Raw genomic sequence first — 23498 nt, forward strand, 5'->3', positions numbered from 1 at the left:
TTAGCAGGGAAATCACTGTTAGTCTGAAGCGCATATACTCAAACTATCAAGTTATTTAAAAAATCATACGGTATACGGAAAATTCAGCGGTTAACTAGGACATATATACGAAGAGGCTGGGATTTAGCTCCCAGCCTCTTTTTATTTCTCAACAATTACTTCGAAATCCCTATTATAGAAAGTTACTCCTTTTACTTGGTCTCCTGCTAGTTCTAATATAGCGAAGGACCCCATTGGATAACTCCCTCTTGGTCTTGAAATCGAACCAGGATTAACGACTGTAATCCCATTTATTTCTTGGTAATCCATGATATGTGTATGACCATATGCAACGATTTGGCTGCCTTCAATTTTAGCCAGGGCCAGTAGATCATCAAGGTGGCGATTGACATTGTAAAGGTGGCCATGGGTAATAGTCAGTTGACAATGCTCAGTCAGCTGATAATTGAGAATAGTTGGCATAGACTCAAAATCCATATTGCCTTTAACAGTATCCATTAAAGACCAAATCAGGTTATCAGCCTTAGCTTCAGAGTCGCCGAGATGTAGCATTAAATCTACTTGGTCATGATAGCGACTAGCCAATTGGTCTAATATCTCTTGGTCACCATGGTTATCCGAAACTAATAAAATTTTCATTACAATACCAGTCTCCCTCCATCTAAATCAGCCTGCAAGGCAGCTAAGGCCTGACCACGATGAGAAATAGCAGCCTTCTCATCACTTGTCATTTCCGCTGTTGTCATACCTTTTTCTTTGACATAGAAAATCGGATCATAACCAAATCCATTTTGACCCTGCTCTTCTCTTAATATCAGGCCATCCAGTCGGCCCGAATAGCGGGCAATAATTTCACCGCTGGCATTAGCAACTACTAAAGCAGTAAAAAAGTGGGCAGTCCGATCTTCATCAGCTACAGCTTTCATTTCGGTTAATACCTTAGTTCGATTAGCTTGATCATCTTTTTCAGGCCCAGCATACCGGGCTGAATATAGACCTGGCCGACCTTCTAAAGCATCAATACATAAACCAGAATCATCAGCTATGACTATCTGACCCAATAGTTTAGCAGTTTCAGATGCCTTAATACCAGCATTTTCCATAAAGCTGCTACCAGTTTCCGCGATATCCGCAATCTCAGCGTGGTCAAGTAGCGTTTCTACCTGAATATCAAATTTAGCAAACATCTCGCTAAATTCAGCTGCCTTGCCTGGATTTTTTGTCGCAATAATTACTTTCTTAGTCATGGGCTTCCTCCATCTCGTTTTTTAAATCGATATGATCAACGTGGATATGGTCTCCTAGCCAAGCTTGTGCGATAGACTTAAATTGACCCACATCTCCACTCGTATAATAATGGTAAGACGGCAGGTGGTTATCACTGGCTCTTAGGTTAAATTGATTTAAAACTGCCTTAACATCCTTAATCGCTTCACGCCCAGAATTAATCAGCTGCACCTGGTTACCCACCGCTAAACCTATTTCTTTTTCAATTAGTGGAAAGTGGGTACAGCCTAGTATTAAGGCATCTAAATCTTGCTTTTTTAAATCAGCCAACTTGCGGCTAACCGTCGTTTGAATCTGGTCAGAGCTGTAAACTTGCCGCTCTTCAACTAAGTCAACGAATTCCGGACAAGCCAAGGGATAAAGTTTTAAATCTTTAGCCTGGTCTAGCAGTAGCTCTTGATAGATTTGGCTATTAATCGTCCCTTCAGTAGCTATGATGCCAATCCGGCCCTCAGCTTGGCTAGCAGCCAAGGCTGCTTTAACACCCGGCATAATAACACCAACAACTGGGATATCTAGACGGGCTTGTAAAGCATTTAGGGTAACTGCCGTTGCCGTATTACATGCAATTACCAAAAGTTTAATTTGTTTAGTAAGCAGAAAATCAACAATTTGATTAACATAGGTCAGTATTTGATCAGCTGGCCGGGGTCCATATGGGCACCGCGCATTATCGCCAAAATAAATTAGCGATTCTTGCCCTAATTGTGCCTTGGCTGCCTTTAGGACAGTTAGACCGCCAACGCCAGAATCAATAAAGCCAATGGGGTTATTTTGCATGGCCGCCCCTCACTCCTTTTTAATATGGTATAATTATAGCAAACAAGGAAGCTAATTTTACAAGAATTTGACCCACTATTACAAGGAGGACGATAAAATGAAGATTTCTTTAATTGCCCATGATAGCAAAAAAGAATTAATGATTAATTTTGCGACTGCCTACAAGCATATTTTAGAAAAGCATGAACTATATGCAACCGGAACCACTGGTCTGCGTGTCGCTGAAGCTACTGGCCTGAATGTTCATCGCTTTAAGTCTGGACCTTTAGGTGGGGACCAACAAATTGGAGCTGCAATCTCAGAAAACGAGATGGACCTCGTTATCTTTTTACGGGACCCTCTGGCTGCTATGCCTCATGAACCTGATGTCAATGCCCTAATTCGCTTATCTGACGTCTATAATGTGCCTCTAGCAACTAATATCGGTACAGCTGAAGTCCTCATTCGTGGCCTAGAAGCCGGTTTTGTCGACTGGCGTAAACAATATGATGACGGCGGCATGAATAAAGATATCAAAGCCAATATTGAAAATGGTCGAGCCAAATAAATAATCGCTTTGGATTGTAGGAGCCTGGGAGTAATTACTCTCAGCTCTTTTATTTTACAATAAAAAAGGGCTCCAATGACTTGAAGCCCATATATTTAAATATTACTTAGCACGTGAGAGTCCCTGGTTAAACCAATCTTTAAAGGCTTGCCGGTCAACATTAACAGGGACGGTACAGTTAACTGGACGGTCAGTCTTATGGTCTAAATCAACCACTGTTTGGCCGTAAGTAAGGCTTGAAGCTAATTCCACTTCAACATTACAATCGACAGTTTCAAATATTTCTGGTTTTAATAAATAGGCCACAGCTGTTGGATCGTACATTTCAAATTCGCCATCCCGTTCAATGGTCCGGTAGGCCTTGAGCAAGCCTAGCAACATCTTCCCTGTTTCATTATGACTAGCCAATTTTTCAGCATCAGCCATGGAAACTGTCGCAATAGCACCAATTTCTAAGCCGACCATTGTCTTTTTGACTGAACTTTTAAAGACCATCTGGGCCGCTTCCGGGTCAGTGCCAATATTAAACTCATCCATAACTCGTTTATTTCCCCGAGTGAAAGCACCTCCCATAATGATTAATTCTTCAATTTTATCAATTACCTCTGGATACTGGCTAAACAACAAAGCAATATTGGTCAAGGGCCCCACTGCTAGTAAGGTTGTCTTATCTGGATTCGATAATATTTGCTCTTTGAGGGCAATAACTGCATGATCTTTAGAGAGCTTAGTCATATCTGGTTCTGGGAAATCATAACCATCCATACCTGACTGGCCATGAACTGCTGATGCATCAGTAAATTCACTAACTAAAGGCCCTCGGTTCCCAGCTGCCACTGGAATATCCTTTTCAAAAAACGCTACTAATTTAAGCGCATTCTTGGCTGTCTTAGCCAAGTTAACATTCCCACCGACTGTAGTAATTAAATCAACTTGAATACTCGGCTCATTTAGTAAGAGGGCAATCGCTATCGCATCATCAATACCAGGATCTGTGTCTAAAATGACATGTCTTACCATAAAATCATCTCCTTTAGTCAATTATACCATTTAAAGGAAACGCTTTCTTAATTAGATAGGAATTTAATGCTTTCATAATCGTTAAGTAAGTATCTTAATTTAAAATATGTTAAGATTATTTTAACAACTTGAAGGAGGAATTCTATGTCTACTAATAAACCAAATATTGTCTTAGTATTCGCTGATGACCTTGGTATGGGCGATGTATCTGCCTTTAATCCGGAGTCAAAAATTAACACTAAAAATATTGACGCTCTAGCAGCTGATGGGATGAAATTTACTGATTCTCACGCGACTTCAGCGGTCTGTACCCCTTCTCGCTACGGCCTCTTAACCGGCCGCTACAACTGGCGGTCTCGGCTGAAGAGCTCAGTTGCACCAGGTGACGCCTTAACACTAATCGAAAAAGACCGCAAAACCCTAGCTCAAATGCTAAAAGACCATGGCTATAATACAGCAGCCATTGGTAAATGGCACTTAGGTTTAGAGTGGGCCTTAAAAGATGAAAAAGACTATGACCGTTACGGCATTGAGGCTGAATTCTATGCTGACCAAGAGCCGGAAAACCAAAAAGGACGTCCTTACTTTGGTAATACCACTGGTGAGCCGGTTTATCGCGGTACTGATATCGATTATAGTAAACCAATTAGTTTTGGTCCCAATCAGTACGGCTTTGACTACTTCTATGGTACCGCAGCTTCGCTAGACCAAGGCCCTTATGTCATTATTGAAAATGACCAGCCCCTCTATATGCCAGAATATACCATGGGGATCATAATATTTCTCGGGTAGGTACGAATACCCAGCGCTCTATTGAAGCAGGTGTAGCTGCACCTGAGCACTCTGTCTATAATGTGCCTGACCAAATGCATAATAAGGCCCTAGAAGTAATGGATGAATTTATTGCAAAAGATGAACCATTCTTCCTTTACTACCCTAGCCATCTGGTACACGGCCCGATTCTACCTCATGAACGCTTCCGGGGCACTTCAGGCTTTGGCGATTACGGCGACTTCGTCCTACAATTAGATAGCTATGTGGGCGAACTAGCTGACAAACTGAAGCAAGCTGGCATCTATGACAATACCATTTTTATCTTCACTTCTGATAATGGTGCATCGTCTATTATTGATATCCCTAAAATGCAAGAACAAGGTCACGATCCATCTAATGGTCTCCGTGGTCACAAGATGCATATTTGGGAAGGTGGACACCGTGAACCAACTATCGTCAGCTATCCTAACCTGATTCCAGCTGGTACCACTTCTAATCAAATGATTTCTCACTCTGACTTCTACGCAACAATTGCTGAAATCTTAGAAGCAGATTTAGCTGATAATGTCGCTGAAGATAGCTATTCTAACCTCGCTCTATGGCAGGGTAACGACCAAGCAGTTCGTCAAGATATTATTCACTCCGCAGTCAATGGTGGTTTCTCTATCCGTCGCGATTTCTGGAAGTTAAATGTAGTAAAAGATGGTGGTATGAAGATGGACTACCAACGTGAAATCGAAGATTATAAAGAAGTCTTCCAACCAGCTGAACTCTATGACCTACGTGATGACCTATCTGAAACCAATAATGTGATTGCTGACCATCCTGAAGTCGTTGAAGAATTGATGGCTGCGCTTGAAGAAGCTATCCTAGCCGGCCGGACAACACCTGGTGAAAACCAAGCCAACCAACCTGACCTACCTACAGGTGACTGGGAACAGGTTGCCTTCCTATCTAACTATGAAGAATATGTTAAGAGCCTAAATGACAAAGCCATTGCCGATGGCCTAGTCGACCAAAAAACTTTGGACACCAAACCTAAAGTAACTAAGGCTCGGGGAATCTAAAAATCGAATTTAGCTAAAAATGACCATGCAGGCTAGGCTTGCATGGTTTTTTACTGATTAATGCTATAAATTTGCGTATTTAAAAAAAACCAGCGGGTTCAACCCGCTGGTAAGATTAATCAAATATTCAAAAAATTTATTCAGCATTCAGGGCTTGGTTAGCGGTAATAATTGCCAACTTATAAACATCCTCTGCATTACAGCCACGTGAAAGGTCAGAAACAGGTTTGTTCATACCTTGTAGAATTGGACCAATGGCTTGGAAGCCACCCAAACGTTGGGCAATCTTATAGCCAATGTTACCAGATTGAATTTCAGGGAAAACAAAGACAGTTGCTTCACCAGCCACTTTAGATTCTGGAGCCTTTTGTTTACCGACAGATTCAACGAAGGCTGCATCAAATTGTAACTCACCATCAATCGCTAATTCTGGTGCTAGCTCTTGAGCAATCTCAGTTGCTTTAGCTACTTTTTCTTGTTCTGGACTTGAAGCTGATCCCTTGGTTGAGAATGACAGCATGGCCACTTTTGGATCAATATCAAACATTTGCGCTGTCTTAGCTGACTCAACTGCAATTTCAGCTAATTGTTGCTCATTAGGATTGATGTTAATGGCACAATCACTAAAAACATAGCGTTCGCTATGACGGTCACTATCACGAACCATAATAAAGGCACCTGAAGTTAACGATACGCCTGGTTTAGTCTTAATAATTTGTAGGGCTGGACGGACAGTGTCACCAGTTGAGTGCACTGCGCCAGAGACTAAACCATCAACTTTGTCTTGATAGACTAACATGGTACCAAAATAGTTTTCATCCTTAAGGATTTCGCGCGCTTGTTCTTCACTTGCTTTACCCTTGCGACGTTCAACAAAGGCAGCTACCATTTCATCAAAACCATCATAATTTTCAGGATCAATAATTTCAATACCGGTTAAATCATGGCCATGTTCTTGGCCAGATGCCTTAACTTGGTCAGGATTACCTAGTAAGACTGGCTCTAAAATATTTTCTCCTTTTAAACGTACAACAGCTTCTTGAATCCGGGTATCTAATGCCTCAGGAAAGACGATACGGTAGCCTTTACCCTTAACTTTTGCTGATAAATCATCAAACATTCCCATAGTAAAACCTCCATTACTTGATACCTTTACTATACTACAAAAGAAAGCGTTTGTCAGAAATCTGCGTCAATTTTATGCTTGCTTTATAATTCAAACCGACCTTCTTGCTCATCAAACTCTAATCGCGCGGCCTGATCAGCTTGATCAGCTAATTTTTTAAAGGCGTAGTACTTAGCTTGGTAAGCGGCCTGGCTACTAGTTTGCGGATGAAAAACCTTAAGTTTACCGATATCAAATTTATCATCCGGTTTTTCCATGGCTAGTTTAGCAGCCCCCAGTATACTGGCATCTCGATTAGAGTGGTCTAAATATATGGTCCGGCCAAATAAGTTGGCTATTTCCTGGGCAAATATATCATGACGGGCTAGCTGACTGTTAACAATTAAAGGTGCTTCATCGTCAAGCAAGCAGTAAATTTGCTCAATGACCATCCTTAAATTGTAAAAAACACCTTCAAATATTGCGCGTAACATATCAGTCTTGGAATGATTTAATCTCAGCCCTGAAAAGCTCGCCGTTAAGTGAGCATTCCAATAAGGTGCCCGCTCACCATTTAAATAGGGCAGGAAAAATGGCCCCTCTTCACGTAAGGGCTGACTTAATACCTGCTTCCAACAAGCTGAAAAATCATGGCAGTCAGCAAGCTTGTCTATGGCCCAAACGAGCACATTACCCGCATTGTTTACTGGCCCCCCAATAATATAATCATTGCTGGGCGAGCCGACTAAATATGAAAAGAGGTTAAGATTACCCCCTTTTAGTCCTTCACTGGTCAGATAACGGGCTGCGCCGCTAGTACCAACAGAAACTAAGACCGGTTGGCGTCTAGAATTATTTTTTAAGGCGTAAGAAGCTAGCGCCCCGTCACTAGACCCCAACTGAAATTCTATATCAGTTGGTAGACCTAGATTTTGTGCCGCGACTGGGTCAATCTTAAATTTATCCAAAGCGCCAACTATTTGCGGCATTTTTTCTAAAGATATGCCCAGCACAGCTAATATATCTCGGTCCCAGCTACCCTTAGCTGTTCGTAATAGACCAGTCGTTGAAGCCTGACCCACATCAATAACTAGCTGGTCTGTTAAACGCCAGATTACAAAAGACTTCAGCCCCATAATCTTATTGGCTTCATCGCCCAATAGAAAGGGATGGGCAGCCTGAAGATATATTAGTTTAACTAAGGGACTCATCGGATGGACTGGGGTTCCCGTGCGCTGCAACAAGTCTTCTTGATAATGGCCATTCTTGATTAAATCTGCCACTGTTATCGCTTGATTATCCGCCCATGTCATAGCTGCTAGTACCACTTCCTTAGACTGGTTAGCTACTAAGATGCTATGCATTTGTGCTGAAAAAATCACACGTTTGACAGCTGGATATTGGGCTAATAAATCCTTTAAAATCGTCACGACAGCGCTAAACACCTGGTTAGGTGATACTGTTCGGCTGAGTTCATCGGGTGCTTGCATGTCCACAGCTTGACTACTGGCGTATTTAACATGTAAGTCGCTATCAACAACGGCCCCTTTTATATGACTGGTTCCTAGGTCAATGACTATTACCATCAAGTCACCTCAATTCGCTTATAGTTAGTCGCTACTAGTTTAACATATTTGCAGGAAAATGCTTTCAAAATTTTCAAAATCTTTTTGATGATCAAGCTTAATTATTTTTACTTAATAAGACCACGGACCATATAAAAAGGGTTCTATACTTTTTGGTGTTGGTGAGTAAAAACTCACTGACACCTTTTTTATTTAGAATCACAAAAAGCCAGTGAATTCTTTATAATTAAGTTGTCACACAAAACTAAAAAGGAGAATTCACATGGCTCAAAATGATTGTATCAAAAACCTATTAAGTATTACAGACGAAAATATTAAATTAGAGGACAAGGTAACGATTAAAAAGATTAAACAAGTGACTCATAAAGTAATCTACGGCACACTAACTTATCAACCAGACAGCTGTCCGAGTTGCCTCCGTAAGGAGGCTGACCAAGCTAGTATTATTAAGCATGGTTATAAACTATCGCGCATTTTAATAGGTGAATTCAACACACAACCAATCTCTTTAGTATTAAAAAAACAGCGATTTTTCTGTAAAAATTGCCAAATTACGTTTACAGCCTCTTCTAATCTAGTTGCTAAAAATTGCTTTATTAGTCGCCAAATCAAGTGTTTAGCGATACAAGAATTATCAGAGTCGCAAAGTATGACCTTAATCGCTAAAAAACTTAATATTTCAAATTCTACTGTTATTCGTCTGCTTGAATCGACTGCTAAACAATTCAAACAAAGTTACCGGCAACTACCTAGGCATTTATCTATTGATGAGTTTAAATCTGTTAAAAATGTCTCAGGTGCTATGTCTTGCATCCTAGTGGATGCAGCAGCTAATCATCGTTTATTTGATATATTAGAAGATCGGACGCAAGCTTATTTAAGAGATTATTTTATGCGTTTCCCTCTGGAAAAGAGAAAGCTAGTTGAAACGATTACCATGGATATGTACTCACCTTATTATGATTTTTTACAACAAATCTTTCCAAATGCGAAAATTATTATTGACCGATTCCATATTGTTCAACTACTGAATCAGACTTTGAATAGCCAACGGATTCTTGTGATGAATCAACAACCTAAGCAATCAACACACTATCGGAAATTGAAACAGTTATGGAAGCTGATTTTAAAGAACCAAGAAGCACTGAATAGTGTTAATTACCGCACACATCGCTTATTTGATGGCCTTATAACAGAAGCAGGTATAGTTGAATTTATGCTTAATATCGACAGTAAATTTAGAAAAGTCTATGATGTCGTGAACGAGCTCAAATATCACCTTAAAACAGGGAATATCAATGCTTTCCTACATACAATTAGTCGCAATAAGAGCCAACGGCTCCCAAAAAAATTGAGAAAAACGATGAATACTCTGCTCAAATACTTACCTGCTATTATCAATAGCTTTCGTTATACACTTTCCAATGGGCCAATTGAGGGTATGAATAATAAAATTAAGAATATTAAGCGTTCCGAATTTGGTTACCGCAATTTTTATCATTTAAGGGCAAGGGCTTTTCTTTCCTTTAAATCATATGAGGTAAAGAGGGAAAATAAACCTATCATAAATAGAAAGATTGAAAAGCTAGATACAGAATCTAGAACACTATGTGCCTAAGTTAAAAGATATTTTTTTACTAGAGGCGGAAGAGAATGGGCATCTGTTAGCCATGTTAAGCACGCCAAAGAAATACAAGCTGTGACAATCCTAGAGCCGTAGGAGCAAAGCGACGTACGGATATAGCGATTGACTACAGCTTGTTTGAGGCTGGCGAGGTGAGAGACCTTGGCTCGAACCGGTGCCATGGCTGTTGAACAGATGACCAATTCTCTGGAGACTCTAGCCTATGGCTAGAAAAATAAAAAAGACCGAAGTCAAAACTTCAATCTTTAATATCACCAACACTATTTGACAAAGAGCCATAAAAAGCAGTTAGCTGGTTATCTATACCCGCTAACTGCTTTTTTAAATATTTAAGCCATGTCTTTACTAAGGTTACTTATCATGATATAAATCAGTAATTTTTAAAAATTATCTAATACTTGCACCTAGTTGCTCTTCAAGTGCTTTAGTGATTTTCTCAATATCTTGGTTAACTTCTTCATCGCGCAAGGTTTCTTGTGGATTCAAGTAATGAAGTTGATAAGCCATAGATTTCTTACCAGCTGAAATATTGTCCCCTTGATAAAGGTCGAAGAGACGAATGTTGACTAGATATTGACTGGCACTTGCCTTAATTAGGTCAAGAATTTCTTGGTTAGTCACTTGATCATCAACCAATAAAGCAATATCACGGCTAGATCCTGGCACCTTAGCCAGTGGTTCTTGCACCATCTCTATTTTATCTGCTGCTTCAATCTGACTGAGTGAAATTTCAAAGATATAAACCTCATCTAAATCATAGCGACTAGCCGTCTGAGGGTGGACTTGGCCTAGGTAACCCAAGCGATGGCTAGTACCCGCTTGGTCAACTAAGAAAACATCAGCAGTCCGGCCTGGATGCATGTCAACCAAATCTGTATTGGCTTTAAAGACCAACTCCCCTTTGAGCTGGTAACTCGCTAATAATTGGACAAATTTTCCTTTTAGCGCATAGAAATCAACTGGTTTGGCCGCATGTTGCCAGGTCCCCGTTTGAGCCTGACCGGTCCACAAGCCAGCTAGATGGTTTGTCTGACTAACTTGACCATCATCTTGCCAATTATATAAGCTTGCTAGTTCATAGAGTTGTAGATTTTTATTTTTGCGGTTGCTATTATAGGCTGCGATTGTCATCAAACTTCCCACTAAGTTCTTCCGCATCACTTGTCGGTCTTGGCTCATTGGAAAATCTAGTTGGATAGCTGACTGGTTATTTTGTGGGAAGGCCTGGCTCTCATCTGGACTAACCAGACTATAGGCTACAACCTGATCGAAACCAAGGGCTTCCATAATTTGACGACTGTGACGCTGAAGTGCCTGGCTAGCAGATAAACCAACATTAGTAGTCACAATCTCTGGTAGCGAAGAAGGAATTTTATCATAGCCATAAATTCGGGCGACTTCTTCTACAAGGTCTTCGGGAATGGCAATATCCCAACGCCGGCGTGGGACAGCAACTGTAAATTGGTTGCTTTCATCACCTGTCATCTCAAAGGCTAATTGATCAAAAATTTTAGCGATTTCGTCATAAGTCATGGTCATCCCTAATTGACTGTTAATGTATTCGACACTAGTAGATACTTCAATTGGTGACTTATCTAGATGAGATTGACTGGCAACACCAGCCACAATTTCACCACCAGCCAATTCGACCATCAATTGGGCAGCATAGGCGCCAGCTTCTTGAATGGTTGCCACATTAATACCACGCTCATTACGCAGACTAGACTCCGACCGCAAGCCAAATTTACGAGCTGTCGTCCGGATATGACCGGGTTCAAAAGCGGCTGCTTCAATCAGCACAGTAGTAGTGTCGTCTTCTACCTCTGTCGCTAAACCACCCATAACACCAGCCAAGGCTACTGGTTGGCTACCATCAGTAATCACGATATCTTCACTAGTCAGTTGACGTTCAACACCATCAAGGGTCACTAAAGTTTCGCCTGGTCTGGCTAAACGGGTCTGAATTTTTCCGCTGCCAAGACGGTCATAGTCAAAGGCATGGAGAGGTTGTCCGTAAGTCATTAATACCAGGTTAGTGATATCCACTACATTATTAATGGGACGAACGCCGGCCTTGATTAAGCGCATTTGTAACCACAGGGGACTTTCAGCTACCTTAATGTTTTTAACCATAAAGGCATTATATTCAGGGACTAAGTCTGGATCATCGACTACTAAGTCAAAATCAGCCTGTAGGTCTCCTGAAAAAGCTGACATATCAACTTCAGGAAGGCTAACTGCTTTATCGTATATCGCGGCCACTTCATGGGCAACCCCGTACATAGATAGGGCATCGGCCCGGTTAGGGGTAATATCCACCTCGATAACTGGATCATCTAAATGCAGGTAGTCAACAATTGATGTGCCAATTGGCGCATCCTCATCCAAGACCATAATCCCATCTGCGTAGGCTTTGGGCACCACTGCGTTTGAAATGCCTAACTCTTCTAGGCTACAAATCATCCCCATGGAAACTTGGCCTCTTAATTTCCCTTTTTTAATTTTTACATTACCAGCAATCCGTGAGTTAGGCAGCGCCACAATGACCTTTTGACCAGCTGCGACATTAGGGGCACCACATACAATCTGATAAGCTTCTTCCTCGCCCACATCTACTTGACAGATATGGAGGTGGTCTGAATCGGGGTGGTCCTCGCATTCAAGTACATGGCCAACAACTATTTTCTTCAAGCCAGCGCCGAGATTATCAACACCCTCTACTTCTAGACCTGTTAATGACATATCCTGGCTAAGACGGTCCACATCAATATCAGACAGGTCAACTAGGTCTTTCAACCATTGATAAGAAATATACATAGACTAAACTCCTTTAAGAAAACTGTTTTAAGAAACGTAAGTCATTTTGGTAGAAGTGGCGGATATCATCCACTCCATACTTGAGCATGGCTACTCGGTCAGGTCCTAAGCCAAAGGCAAAACCGGTGTATTTTTTACTATCCAAGCCAGACATTTCTAAGACATTTGGATGAACCAAGCCACCACCCAAAATTTCAATCCAACCAGTCTGCTTACAGATATTACATCCTTGGCCGCCACACTTAAAGCAAGAAATATCAATTTCTACTGACGGCTCAGTAAAGGGGAAGTAGCTCGGACGAAGACGAATTTCTCGGTCCTCACCAAAGACATGTTTGGCAAATACTTCTAGTGTCCCCTTAAGATCGGCTAGTGTTATATTTTCTCCAACAACCAAGCCTTCAATTTGGTGGAATTGATGAGAATGGGTCGCATCATCATCATCACGGCGGTAGACCTTACCAGGACTGATCATCTTCAGTGGTCCTTGACTAAAATCATGTTGGTCCATGGTCCGAGCCTGTACCGGTGAGGTGTGGGTCCGCAAAAGAATTTCATCATTGATATAAAAGGTATCTTGCATATCACGAGCTGGATGGTTTTGCGGTAGGTTCATACGCTCAAAATTATAGTAGTCAGACTCTACTTCAGGGCCAGTGATTACCTCGTAACCAAGACTTAAGAACAAATCTTCAATCTCAGTCATCACCTGGCTAATAATATGAGGTGTACCAATTTTATCGGGTTCACCTGGCAGGGTAACATCTAGGGCTTCAGCAGCTAGTTGTTCATCCAAGGCAGCTGCTTCAAGTTTAGCCTCTTTTTCATCCAATAATTGGCCAACTTTTTGCTTCATATTATTGGCATAGGTCCCTACCTTAGGACGGTCTTCATTAGAGATATTTTTCATTTCTCTTAAGGCCTGAGTAATCGGGCCCTTCTTACCTAAATATTCAATTCTGATTGTTTTTATATCAGCCAAGCTTTCTGCCTGGTCAATCTTCTGATATAATTCTGCTTCGATTTCTTGTAAATTGGCAATGATGTCCATACTAAGCTCCTTTAATTATATTTGAGACAAAAAAACTCGCCCCTAAAAAGGGACGAGGAATCGCGGTACCACCCTAGTTTAGCCGGCAAACCGGCTACACTCATTCGCTATAACGCGCGACCGTGGTACCTTTTGTATCTACTCCCGGTACCCTCTCAGGAAGTGAAAGCGATTAGCTAAAATTGGGGTGGATTCCAGTCCAAGCCCACCCTTCCTGGACAATCTTACTGCTAAACACGTCTTCCGTCATTGAGTTCAATTCTTATTTTAGCTATAAAATGGTCGGGGGTCAATATCAAGAAACATTTTCTTGCGCTTTATCTAAACACACCCAGTCTTGAGCCCAAGTATGGAGATCAGCCAAAACTGGTTCCATAGCCTGGCCCATACTGGTCAAACCATAGCAATTACCCTTTGCTTGATAATTCCCCTGTTCATCACATTTGGCAACCAGACCTTGCTTGCTTAATTCTCGTAAACGCTCTATTAATACACGGTCAGAAATGCCCTCAATACTATCTCGCAATTGGCAAAAACGTTGGGGATGATTGATAAGATGGTAGATAATGGCACCATTCCATTTTTTACCTAAAATGTTAACTGCTACCTCTAACTTAGGGCACATACAGGCCGGTTCTACTTCACTCATTATTACTCTCCTCATTTTCTTCTATTGTATCTTCAATTTCTTCAGCAACGTCTTCAATTTGGTCAGATTGTCTTGCTGATCTAACACGCGGAAACACGATTCTTAATAAAAATTGCCTGAAAGCTTTTAGTAACTGTCTAGTGGTTGGCCTAACATACTCATCAACAGCGACATATTTGTCGACAAAGGTCACCACAAAAGACTCTTTATAACGCGGCAATTTTGCTGTAGCCAACCACATATGTTTCAGGATAATATCTTCTTCTTTCGGTGTTAAATCAGTCACTAAACGCGCATTAATCAATGCAATCTTGGGATGATTGGTTAGGTGGTTCCCTTTTGAAAAACTGACTTCACCTTGTTGGTAATAAAATAAATCGTGTAAAAGACCAGCGTGAGCCACCGCTACATAATCCCAGCGTAAGGCCTTGCAGATTTTGTAACTATAATAAGCTACCGCAAATGAATGAACATAGCGGTTACCATGAATATGCTGGGGGTACCTTTTTAAATCAGTAACAAAAGGGTGGTCCTTGATATCGGCGATAATTGCTTGAAAATGCACATCACTTTTCCAAGCATAATCTTGATCCGGCATCTTACCACTTCCTTCCTAGTCCAAATTATTAAAATGTTGCATGAAAATACCACCAGCAACAGCTACATTAAGAGATTCTGCGCCCGGACCCATCGGGATATAAGCCTGGCTGTCAGCCATATCTATGAAATCTTGGCTCACGCCCTGCCCTTCATTACCTAAAATAATGGCCCAAGCTTGGTCTAAGTTTAGGTCGTTGATGCTAGTAGCATGATCATCTAAATTAGAAGCCACCAATTGATAACCTTGCGCCTGTAACTGGGGGAGCAATTCATCAAGGTCAGCCTGGTAACAGTTCAAATAAAAGTGGCTCCCCTGGGCTGATCGCAGTGTTTTTTCATTATATAGGTCGACGCTACCCTTACCTAAGACTAACCCGCCATAATTAAAAGCTGCTGCAGTCCTAATAAGCGTTCCAACATTCCCTGGATCTTGGACCTGGTCTAAAATTAATAGGGGGGCTTGGTCAAAAATTGGTTGAGGAGTTTTCATCGCAACTACGGCAAAAACTGCCTGGGTAGTGGGCGTTTGACTCAAATAGTCTGCTAAGTCTGGGCTAATTTCTTCAACCGTATAGGCTGATATATCTAAATTGTCAGGTAAGCTACGCTGGGCAGCTGCTGTTACTAGTATTAACTTGATAAGTTGTTGACTTTGGACGGCCATTTCCAATAAATGCGGCCCCTCAATGAGATAAGCCTGGGCTTGGCGTCTTCCCTTGCGACTAGTAAGTTTCTTTGCTGCTTTTATAAGTGGGTTTTGTTTAGAACTAATCATTATTTTGCTAGCTCATAAATTGCTTCAGCATAAATAGCTGTCGCCGCCCATAGATCATCTAAGTCAATAAATTCATTGGCTTGGTGCATGGTGTCAACACTATCAGGGAACATAGCCCCATAAGCGACACCACGATCAAGCAAGCGGCCATAAGTACCCCCACCAATTGACATTTCATGGGCTGGCAGACCAGTTTGCCGGTGATAAACATCTAATAGGGTCTCTACCAAGGGGTCGTCTGCCGGCACATAATGCGGTGGTTTATTGGTCTTACTACCAACTTGGCTTGTAAATCCATATGTTTCTCCCCATTTAACAAGTTGCTTATCAATATCACTAAAGTCTAAGCCCTTAGGGACACGTATATTTAGGAGAATATGGCCACCAGTTTGGTCTCCTTTAAAGACACCAGGATTCATAGTCAACCGGCCCATAATATCATCTTCATGGGCAATCGCCAATTTTTCACCAAAGTGATCGTCTTTTAAGAGCTGACTAGTGAAGCTTAAGAAGGCTTGGTCATTACCAGCAAAATCTAACTGAGTGAGTAAGTCTGCTAAGTAGGCGCCAGCATTAAGGCCATTTTCAGGTTGAGCCCCGTGCGAAGCTTGGCCCTTCAGCTTAATGTCAACTTGACCATTATCCAGTTGATTCAGGATAACTTCTACTTGGTTGGTCTGGGCATAGTGGTCCACCTGGTCCTGACTAGTCTCCAAATTAAGCTTTGCCAAACGTGCAGTAGCCTGGGCTGGTACCATATTTTCACGTTGCCCAGCTTCAAAACTAAGTAAGTCTCCCGCCAAGGCTGGGAAGTCGAGACGGCTAGAATATAGCCCTTTTTCACCATTAATAATTGGGAAATTAGCATCAGGTGAAAAACCAAAGTCTGGTTTAGACTCTTCAGCAAAATAGGCATCCATGCACTGCCAGTTGGATTCTTCGTCCGTTCCAATAATAAAGCGGACTTTTTTGCTAAGTGGTAGCTGTAAATCCTTGATAATCTTTAGACCGTAGTAGGCAGCCATTAGTGGCCCCTTATCATCACTAGCCCCTCTGGCATAAAGCCGGTTGTCCTTAACCACTGGCTTAAAAGGGTCAGTGTCCCAGAGGTTATCAACCGGAACGACATCGACATGCGCAATGACACCAAGAATTTCATCACCTTCACCATAATCAGCATGGCCAGCTAAATTAGCAACCGACTTAGTCGTAAAACCATCTTGCTTGGCTAAGTCTAAAAAGGCCGTTAAGGCCGCTTTAGGCCCGGGCCCAACTGGTGCATCAGCTGTAGCTAAATCATCATTGCGAATACTTTCAATACTTAATAAGTCACTTAAATCTGCTAGCAGATCATCCTTACGACTTTCCACTTCTGCTTTCCAATCTATGGCCATAATTACTCCTCCTATCATGACCCTTATTATACCACATAAAATTTCAAGTCTCAGACCTTGCGCTTACTAAATACTAGCTAAATTGAAATTTAAAAAGCAGGCCCAATCTTAATTTACAAAAAACGAAACAATAACTTAAAAAGACCTGTGATTAAAATCACAGGCCTCGTCATATAAACATATTATATTTAGGCTTGATCTAAAAATAATTGATAAGCCTCTTCGCGAAATAGCGGCAAATATTCCCCTATTTCCAAGTTATCTGGTAGTAGACATTGACCCATGCGGATACGTTTTAAATAGCTAACTTCTTTACCAACTGCTTCAAACATACGTTTGACCTGGTGGAACTTACCTTCAGTTAAAATAACCCGAACATAAGAAATTTGCCGGTCTTGGTCTAGGCCATCAATAAACAGTTGGCTAGGTTTAGTTTTCTGGTCTTCGCCAATATCAAGCCCTTGCTTAAAGGCCTTTTGGTCAGCCTCGGTCACTAAACCTAAAACTTCTGCATAGTATTCCTTTTCCACCTCATGGCGGGGAGAGGTCACCTGATGAGCTAAATCACCATCGTTAGTAATTAATAATAAGCCCTCAGTATCAACATCAAGGCGACCTACCGGGAAAGGCTGGTAGATTGCCTCAATCTCCTCCTCTAAAAGGCTAATTACTGTCGGATAGAGTCCCGGCTTAGTTGATGAAATATAGCCCGCTGGCTTATTGAGTAAATAATAAATATAAGGCTCATATTGGATAAATTCATCATCCAAGCTGACAGTATCCAAGACCTCGTCAACATGTTGATTGGGACCCTGGGCTAGTTGCCCATTTACCGTAATGCGACCCGCCCTAATCAGCTTTTTAACTTCCTTACGTGAATAAATGGTCTGTTGGCTAATTAATTTATCTAGTCTCATCGCTAACTCCTTCAATAACTAAAAGCTTTCTAAGTTGATCAGCCTTATTTCCTATCAACAAGTCTAATTTACGGTAGTGAAGGGTGCCGACCAGAAAAACCCAGCCGCCGACTAGAGCAACGACCAAGATTTGTAAAAGACTACCCAGTAAGTTGGTAGGACCTGTAAAGAAATGAAGGGCCTTAAAGGTAAGCCAAGCCACTAATGTCATTAGTATACTAACCCAAACAATCGACCACGTTTTAGCAACTAGTTGGCTCATCTTGATACCGAGCAATTTTTTCATATCATACAAATAGTAAATAGATATAGCTAAAAAGGCGATACTGGTAGCATACATGGCTCCGGGTGTGCCGAATAAGGCTAAAAGTGGGTACTGCAAAAGCAATTTAAGGATTAGTCCTACCACCAAGCCTAAAACAGCCTGGATATTACGGTTCATTGCCTGCAGTGTCGCAACTAATACAGAAAACAAACCTAAAATAATTGCCATAAAGGATGAAATTTGCAAGTAGCTAGTAGCCAATGGGTCATAGGCAAAGACCAAATTATAAATTGGTTCAGCCACGACCGCCATGCCTAGAGAGGCTGGTAACATAATCAAACTGAAAAGCTGCATATTATGGAAAATTAATTGCTTGGTTTCTTTCAGTGGCTCATCTGACCCTTTACTTGGAGCTAATTTTTCTTTTGCATAACTGTTGGAGATGACTGGTATAGACGTCACAGAAATTGCTACAGCTAAAGAGATAATAACCTGGATCAACTTATTAGCATTAGCTGAGTAGGCTGAATACTGGTCAATTAAAGTGGCTGGTGATAAATTACTAACCCGAGTCATAATTGGCATAAAAGTGTTAGTATCAATTATTTTTGAAAATTCAATAGCTGAATTAGTAATAATAAAAGGTATTGAAACAATAACTATTTCTTTAATTAAATGTAGACTCGATACCTGGTCTGTGGACGTTAGACTAGCTTGATTAGGATGGTAATAGTCAGACCGGTTGCGCCAAGCGTAAAAAGCCAGAGTGATTAAAGCCACTACTGCACCGATAAAGGCTGCAAAGGTGGACTGAGTCACTGCCGATACCATAGCCCCACCGCTCATTACCCTAATCATATAAACAGCCGCAAGCATATAAATAACTCGGGCAATTTGTTCAGTAATTTGTGAAATAGCAGAGGGTTTCATGTCTTGAAAACCCTGGAAAAATCCTCTTGAAATTGACAGTAAGGGAATAATCGCTAAAGCGGGCACTAGCGACCGAATAACAGCGACTGCATCCGCTAAATTACGAGCTGGCGTACCACTAGCAAAAACAGGGGCTAAAAACCACAGTAGAAGCGCCGCTATAATTCCCGTTATTAACATAACAACAATGGCTGTTTTAAAGAGACGGTAAGAAGTTTTATAGTCATTGCGGCCATTATAATAGGCCATTTGCTTAGCAATAGCTGACGGAACGCCAGCCACAGCAACCGCTAAAAACAAGGAGTAATAATTATAGCCAATATTATATAAGGCATGCGCTTCATTAGCTTCGGCTGGTGTGCCCATCCAGGACATCCAGGGAATAATATACAGTAGGCCAAGTATGCGTGATAGCAAACTAGCTATAGACATCCAGGCCGACCCCTGGGTCATGCGATCCTGGGCACTAGTTGCTGGTTTATTTGATTTCACAAGTTTTCCTCCAATTCTATCTTGTTATTATTGTAGACAAATCCACCTCACTTCACAACTTTTGCTCTAAGTTTTATAAAAATTATATCAGTCAAAATTAAAACCGAGCCAGGGATAGCTCAATAGTATCCCTGGCTCGGTTGGCTTATTTAAATATTTAATTTTTTAAATCCCGTACATACTGGCTTAAATCACCTAGAATTTCCTCAAAAGCTAAACCTTCTTGCATTGTATTCTCCAAAGCGATACTGCGCTCAATGACCTTAGGTACACTCTCGACTGCTAATTGTACCGCCTCAACCAAGCTACTACCATTGACTAGAGCGCCAGTTAGAATCGATCCAAAAATGTCGCCGGTACCATGGTAGGCACCACCAATATAGTCAGCTTGAATTAGACCCTGGCTTTGATCTTTCACATCGTAATAAAAAGCACCTGTTTTTTCTCCATCAAAGCCCGCACCAGTTAAGACTAGTGAAGCCGGCGTCTCCTCAGCCACTAGGTCACGGACTTGGTCAATATCTGCTTGATTCCACTTACCATCCTTATAGTCAAGTTGGTACATCTTGGCTGCTTCAGTATAGTTAGGTAGTAACACATCAGCTAATTTGGCCAATTGCCGCATTTCATCAGCATAAGCTTGGTCAAAGCCATAATAGAAGTTGCCACCATCAGCCATAACCGGGTCAAGAATTACTTGGCCCCCTTCCTTAAGCAAGTTAGGAATCTCTTTTTCTAAGAATTTAATTTGTTTGATTGAGCCCAGATAACCGATATAAATCGCTTCAAAACGTAAATCGTAAGCCTTCCAGTGGTCAACGATTTTAGGCATTTCATCAGTTAAATCAAGGAAGGTAAAGTTTTCAAATTCGGGGCCTGTATGGGTAGATAGTAAAGAAGTAGGCAGGATGGTCCCTGCTAGCTCCATGCTAGAAATGATTGGCAAGGCCACCGTTGTTGAACATTTACCATAGCAAGAAATATCATGAATAATTAATACATTTTTCATTAAAGTCACCTCATTCATAAGTTAAAAGCATCTTAGCACAAAACTGGTATGGTTAATAGCACCAAAAACACTAAAAAACTAGGTACCAGATTTAATAGACAAGTGCATATACTTAACTGTAAAGAGTAACCCTTTGTTAATAGTCATATAGTAGTAAGAGCCCGGGGCATAGACCCCGGGCTCAAGTCTTATTATTTATAATGTAAAAATTAGTTAGCAACAATATTAACTAGCTTATCCGGAACCGCAATAACTTTGCGAATCGTTAAATCGGCTAATTCAGCTTTGATACTACTATCTGCTAGGGCAACCGCCTCAAGATCTTCCTTAGCCAATCCGGCATCAACGGTCATTCTAGCCTTAATTTTACCGTTAATTTGGACGACAATCTCCACGCTATCGTCCTGCATCTTAGCCTCATCATATTCAGGCCAAGCTACATAAGAAATGCCGCCTTCATTGCCTAAGCGTTCCCACAATTCTTCCCCCAAGTGAGGTGCGATTGGCGCTAATAATTGGACAAAGCCCTTGGCATAGTCATATGGAATAGATTCTGCCTTGTTAGCTTCATTAACAAATACCATCATTTGCGAAATTGCTGTATTGAAGTGAAGATTTTCATAATCCTGGGTGACCTTCTTAACCGTCTCATTGTAGACCTTATCCAGGTCGCCAGTATTAATTGTGGTAATCCGGTCACGCAGTCTACCTTCTTCATCAATTAGTAGCCGCCAGACGCGGTCTAGGAATTTACGAGCCCCTTCAAGGCCAGACTCTGACCAGGCAATTGAAGCGTCCAAAGGTCCCATAAACATTTCATACAGGCGTAGGGTATCAGCCCCATATTGGTTGACCACATCATCAGGATTGACAACATTTCCTTTAGATTTAGACATTTTTTCATTACCTTCACCTAGAATCATACCCTGGTTATAGAGTTTTTGGAAAGGCTCCTTCTCTTTTACAATACCTAAATCATAAAGGAATTTATGCCAGAAACGGGCATACAGTAAATGTAAGACCGCATGCTCGGCACCACCAATATAGAGGTCCACATTCATCCAGTAGTTAGCTGCTTCTTCTGAGATTAAGGCCTCCTGATTGTGAGGATCACAGTAGCGTAAGAAATACCAGGAAGAACCTGCCCATTGTGGCATGGTATTTGTTTCACGACGGCCCTTCATACCAGTTTCCGGATCAATGACTTCCAACCAATCTGTCATATTAGCTAATGGCGATTCACCAGTGCCCGACGGCTGAATATTTTCGGCCTTGGGTAGGGTCACCGGCAAGTCTTCCTCAGGAACAGCAGTAGTTGATCCATCTTCCCAGTGAATAATTGGAATAGGTTCACCCCAGTAACGTTGGCGAGAGAAAATCCAGTCACGCAAGCGGTAGGTCACTTCTTTTTGTCCAGCCCCTTGCGCCTCTAGCATGTCGATTGCCTTGGCAATGGCATCCGCCTCATAAAGGCCGTCTAAGTCTCCCGAATTAATATGCGGGCCATCGCCAGTATAAGCTTCCTTAGTAATATCGCCGCCCTTAACAACAGGGATAATTTCAATATCAAATTTTCTAGCGAAGGCATAGTCCCGATCATCATGGGCTGGTGTACCCATAACAGCCCCAGTACCATAGCTAGCTAGGACATAGTCCGCAATATAGATAGGCATTTCCTTACCTGAAAATGGATTAATGGCATAGGCACCAGTGAATACACCAGTTTTTTCCTTGTCCAGTTCCGTCCGCATCAAGTCAGATTTCTTAGCGGCTTGATCAACGTAGGCAGCTACCGCAGCTTGGTTATCAGAACTAGTAATTTGACTAACCAGCTCGTGTTCAGGTGCTAGGACAATAAAAGTAGAACCAAATAAGGTATCTGGGCGTGTTGTAAAGGCTTCAATGATTTGGTCAAAATCTTTAACCGCAAATTTAACCTTGGCCCCTTGTGAGCGACCAATCCAGTTACGCTGCATTTCCTTAACTGATTCAGGCCAATCTAAATCGTCTAAATCATCCAGTAAACGGTCAGCATAAGCAGTGATTTTTAGAACCCACTGTTTCATTGGTCGGCGCACAACGGGATGATTGCCACGTTCTGACAGGCCGTCAATAACTTCCTCGTTAGCTAGTACTGTTCCAAGCGCCTCACACCAGTTCACCATAATTTCGTCTTCATAGGCTAGACCTTTTTCAAATAATTTTGTAAAGATCCACTGCGTCCACTTATAGTATTCAGGATCTGTCGTATTGATTTCCCGGTCCCAGTCATATGAAAAACCAAGTGATTTAATTTGTCTGGTAAAATTATCGATATTTTTTTCTGTAAATTCTGCCGGGTCATTACCAGTATCCAAGGCATATTGCTCAGCTGGTAAGCCAAAAGCATCCCAACCCATAGGATGGAGTACATTATAGCCTTGGGCGCGCTTCATCCGGCTGACAATATCTGTCGCCGTATAACCTTCGGGGTGGCCGACATGCAGGCCCTGTCCTGATGGATATGGGAACATGTCTAAAGCATAGTATTTGGGTAAACTATGATCTTCAGAAGTTTTAAAAGTTTTATTATCTGCCCAAAAGGCTTGCCATTTGGGTTCAATTGTTTTGTGATTATAAACCATTTTTTTCTCCTTTTTTATATTTATATTAAACAAAAAAAGTCCTATACATCTCAAAAAAGATGTATAGGACGACTCAGCGTGGTACCACCTATCATTATACTTATCTTACCGATAACGTTGGCGTAACGACATGCTTATACCCAGGGCTTTCACATGTTATCCTT

At 41.5% G+C, this 23498-nt stretch carries 20 protein-coding genes; 4 read left to right on the forward strand and 16 right to left on the reverse strand.

Annotated elements, in window-relative coordinates:
* Positions 1 to 141: 141 nt before the first annotated feature.
* The 3 genes from AWM75_RS02280 to murI are packed head-to-tail and all read right to left on the reverse strand — an operon-like array spanning position 142 to position 2067.
* Entirely contained in the window at positions 142 to 639 is a 498-nt protein-coding gene (locus AWM75_RS02280; RefSeq protein WP_067977729.1) for a YfcE family phosphodiesterase, read from the reverse strand.
* Entirely contained in the window at positions 639 to 1247 is a 609-nt protein-coding gene (locus AWM75_RS02285) for an XTP/dITP diphosphatase (protein WP_067977732.1), read from the reverse strand. Before AWM75_RS02285 ends, AWM75_RS02280 begins: the two co-directional genes overlap by 1 nt.
* Positions 1240 to 2067, reverse strand: a complete 828-nt coding sequence (gene murI / locus AWM75_RS02290) for a glutamate racemase (protein WP_067977734.1) — start codon at positions 2065 to 2067, stop codon at positions 1240 to 1242. Before murI ends, AWM75_RS02285 begins: the two co-directional genes overlap by 8 nt.
* Before the next feature lie 97 nt (positions 2068 to 2164).
* Between murI and mgsA the strand changes: the two genes are divergently transcribed.
* A complete protein-coding gene (mgsA, locus tag AWM75_RS02295; RefSeq protein WP_067977737.1) occupies positions 2165 to 2614 on the forward strand; it encodes a methylglyoxal synthase in 450 nt (149 codons plus the stop codon).
* A 102-nt stretch (positions 2615 to 2716) separates the two neighbouring features.
* On the opposite strand, the gene AWM75_RS02300 is transcribed toward mgsA, so the two are convergent.
* A complete protein-coding gene (locus tag AWM75_RS02300) occupies positions 2717 to 3634 on the reverse strand; it encodes a nucleoside hydrolase (protein ID WP_067977740.1) in 918 nt (305 codons plus the stop codon).
* A gap of 144 nt (positions 3635 to 3778) precedes the next feature.
* On the opposite strand from AWM75_RS02300, the gene AWM75_RS02305 reads away from it, so the two are divergent.
* Both AWM75_RS02305 and AWM75_RS02310 read left to right on the forward strand, forming a co-directional pair.
* A complete protein-coding gene (locus tag AWM75_RS02305) occupies positions 3779 to 4426 on the forward strand; it encodes a sulfatase-like hydrolase/transferase (RefSeq protein ID WP_067977742.1) in 648 nt (215 codons plus the stop codon).
* Between the two features lie 62 nt (positions 4427 to 4488).
* Positions 4489 to 5475 (forward strand): sulfatase-like hydrolase/transferase, encoded by a 987-nt coding sequence (locus tag AWM75_RS02310; RefSeq protein WP_067977745.1) that lies wholly within the window; start codon positions 4489 to 4491, stop codon positions 5473 to 5475.
* A gap of 136 nt (positions 5476 to 5611) precedes the next feature.
* Here the strand turns inward: AWM75_RS02310 and pta are convergent, their stop codons facing one another.
* Complete coding sequence (pta, locus tag AWM75_RS02315; protein ID WP_067977747.1) at positions 5612 to 6601, reverse strand: phosphate acetyltransferase; 990 nt, start codon at positions 6599 to 6601, stop codon at positions 5612 to 5614.
* An 83-nt stretch (positions 6602 to 6684) separates the two neighbouring features.
* On the reverse strand, positions 6685 to 8166 hold the full coding sequence (locus AWM75_RS02320) for a gluconokinase (protein WP_067977749.1): 1482 nt from the start codon (positions 8164 to 8166) through the stop codon (positions 6685 to 6687).
* A 262-nt stretch (positions 8167 to 8428) separates the two neighbouring features.
* Here AWM75_RS02320 and AWM75_RS02325 point away from each other — a divergent pair, with 262 nt between their 5' ends.
* Positions 8429 to 9784, forward strand: a complete 1356-nt coding sequence (locus AWM75_RS02325) for an ISL3 family transposase (RefSeq protein WP_067977752.1) — start codon at positions 8429 to 8431, stop codon at positions 9782 to 9784.
* 414 nt (positions 9785 to 10198) lie between these two features.
* Here the strand turns inward: AWM75_RS02325 and pheT are convergent, their stop codons facing one another.
* From pheT to leuS, 10 genes are all read right to left on the reverse strand, one after another.
* On the reverse strand, positions 10199 to 12628 hold the full coding sequence (gene pheT, locus AWM75_RS02330; protein ID WP_067977754.1) for a phenylalanine--tRNA ligase subunit beta: 2430 nt from the start codon (positions 12626 to 12628) through the stop codon (positions 10199 to 10201).
* 13 nt (positions 12629 to 12641) lie between these two features.
* Positions 12642 to 13679 carry a phenylalanine--tRNA ligase subunit alpha gene (pheS, locus tag AWM75_RS02335; RefSeq protein WP_067977756.1) on the reverse strand — a complete coding sequence of 346 codons (1038 nt, stop codon included), beginning with the start codon at positions 13677 to 13679 and terminating at the stop codon, positions 12642 to 12644.
* 295 nt (positions 13680 to 13974) lie between these two features.
* On the reverse strand, positions 13975 to 14328 hold the full coding sequence (locus AWM75_RS02340; protein WP_067977759.1) for a winged helix-turn-helix transcriptional regulator: 354 nt from the start codon (positions 14326 to 14328) through the stop codon (positions 13975 to 13977).
* Positions 14321 to 14926 (reverse strand): HD domain-containing protein, encoded by a 606-nt coding sequence (locus AWM75_RS02345; RefSeq protein ID WP_067977761.1) that lies wholly within the window; start codon positions 14924 to 14926, stop codon positions 14321 to 14323. Before AWM75_RS02345 ends, AWM75_RS02340 begins: the two co-directional genes overlap by 8 nt.
* Before the next feature lie 15 nt (positions 14927 to 14941).
* Positions 14942 to 15703: a TrmH family RNA methyltransferase gene (locus AWM75_RS02350; protein ID WP_067977763.1), complete on the reverse strand. Its 762-nt coding sequence runs from the start codon at positions 15701 to 15703 to the stop codon at positions 14942 to 14944.
* Positions 15703 to 17097 carry a dipeptidase PepV gene (pepV, locus tag AWM75_RS02355; protein WP_067977766.1) on the reverse strand — a complete coding sequence of 465 codons (1395 nt, stop codon included), beginning with the start codon at positions 17095 to 17097 and terminating at the stop codon, positions 15703 to 15705. Before pepV ends, AWM75_RS02350 begins: the two co-directional genes overlap by 1 nt.
* Before the next feature lie 188 nt (positions 17098 to 17285).
* Positions 17286 to 18014 carry a pseudouridine synthase gene (locus AWM75_RS02360; RefSeq protein ID WP_067977770.1) on the reverse strand — a complete coding sequence of 243 codons (729 nt, stop codon included), beginning with the start codon at positions 18012 to 18014 and terminating at the stop codon, positions 17286 to 17288.
* The gene (locus tag AWM75_RS02365) at positions 18001 to 19701 is read right to left on the reverse strand and encodes a putative polysaccharide biosynthesis protein (RefSeq protein ID WP_067977772.1); all 1701 of its coding nucleotides are present in this window, start codon (positions 19699 to 19701) and stop codon (positions 18001 to 18003) included. The genes AWM75_RS02360 and AWM75_RS02365 overlap by 14 nt, the downstream gene beginning before the upstream one ends.
* A 157-nt stretch (positions 19702 to 19858) precedes the next feature.
* Complete coding sequence (locus AWM75_RS02370) at positions 19859 to 20710, reverse strand: pyridoxamine kinase (RefSeq protein WP_067977775.1); 852 nt, start codon at positions 20708 to 20710, stop codon at positions 19859 to 19861.
* Between the two features lie 209 nt (positions 20711 to 20919).
* Positions 20920 to 23334 carry a leucine--tRNA ligase gene (gene leuS, locus AWM75_RS02375; protein WP_067977778.1) on the reverse strand — a complete coding sequence of 805 codons (2415 nt, stop codon included), beginning with the start codon at positions 23332 to 23334 and terminating at the stop codon, positions 20920 to 20922.
* Positions 23335 to 23498: the final 164 nt, after the last annotated feature.

The sequence above is a fragment of the Aerococcus urinaehominis genome (assembly GCF_001543245.1).
Taxonomy (GTDB): domain Bacteria; phylum Bacillota; class Bacilli; order Lactobacillales; family Aerococcaceae; genus Aerococcus; species Aerococcus urinaehominis.

Excerpts from the sequence above, each read along its gene's own strand:
- AWM75_RS02340 (WP_067977759.1), bottom strand. The coding sequence starts at position 14,328 with ATGAGTGAAGTAGAACCGGCCTGTATGTGCCCTAAGTTAGAGGTAGCA.
- AWM75_RS02320 (WP_067977749.1), bottom strand. The coding sequence starts at position 8,166 with ATGGTAATAGTCATTGACCTAGGAACCAGTCATATAAAAGGGGCCGTT.
- AWM75_RS02325 (WP_067977752.1), top strand. The coding sequence starts at position 8,429 with ATGGCTCAAAATGATTGTATCAAAAACCTATTAAGTATTACAGACGAA.
- AWM75_RS02345 (WP_067977761.1), bottom strand. The coding sequence starts at position 14,926 with ATGCCGGATCAAGATTATGCTTGGAAAAGTGATGTGCATTTTCAAGCA.
- leuS (WP_067977778.1), bottom strand. The coding sequence starts at position 23,334 with ATGGTTTATAATCACAAAACAATTGAACCCAAATGGCAAGCCTTTTGG.
- AWM75_RS02370 (WP_067977775.1), bottom strand. The coding sequence starts at position 20,710 with ATGAAAAATGTATTAATTATTCATGATATTTCTTGCTATGGTAAATGT.
- AWM75_RS02305 (WP_067977742.1), top strand. The coding sequence starts at position 3,779 with ATGTCTACTAATAAACCAAATATTGTCTTAGTATTCGCTGATGACCTT.
- mgsA (WP_067977737.1), top strand. The coding sequence starts at position 2,165 with ATGAAGATTTCTTTAATTGCCCATGATAGCAAAAAAGAATTAATGATT.
- pheT (WP_067977754.1), bottom strand. The coding sequence starts at position 12,628 with ATGTATATTTCTTATCAATGGTTGAAAGACCTAGTTGACCTGTCTGAT.
- pheS (WP_067977756.1), bottom strand. The coding sequence starts at position 13,679 with ATGGACATCATTGCCAATTTACAAGAAATCGAAGCAGAATTATATCAG.
- AWM75_RS02285 (WP_067977732.1), bottom strand. The coding sequence starts at position 1,247 with ATGACTAAGAAAGTAATTATTGCGACAAAAAATCCAGGCAAGGCAGCT.
- AWM75_RS02350 (WP_067977763.1), bottom strand. The coding sequence starts at position 15,703 with ATGATTAGTTCTAAACAAAACCCACTTATAAAAGCAGCAAAGAAACTT.
- pepV (WP_067977766.1), bottom strand. The coding sequence starts at position 17,097 with ATGGCCATAGATTGGAAAGCAGAAGTGGAAAGTCGTAAGGATGATCTG.
- AWM75_RS02280 (WP_067977729.1), bottom strand. The coding sequence starts at position 639 with ATGAAAATTTTATTAGTTTCGGATAACCATGGTGACCAAGAGATATTA.
- AWM75_RS02300 (WP_067977740.1), bottom strand. The coding sequence starts at position 3,634 with ATGGTAAGACATGTCATTTTAGACACAGATCCTGGTATTGATGATGCG.
- pta (WP_067977747.1), bottom strand. The coding sequence starts at position 6,601 with ATGGGAATGTTTGATGATTTATCAGCAAAAGTTAAGGGTAAAGGCTAC.
- murI (WP_067977734.1), bottom strand. The coding sequence starts at position 2,067 with ATGCAAAATAACCCCATTGGCTTTATTGATTCTGGCGTTGGCGGTCTA.
- AWM75_RS02360 (WP_067977770.1), bottom strand. The coding sequence starts at position 18,014 with ATGAGACTAGATAAATTAATTAGCCAACAGACCATTTATTCACGTAAG.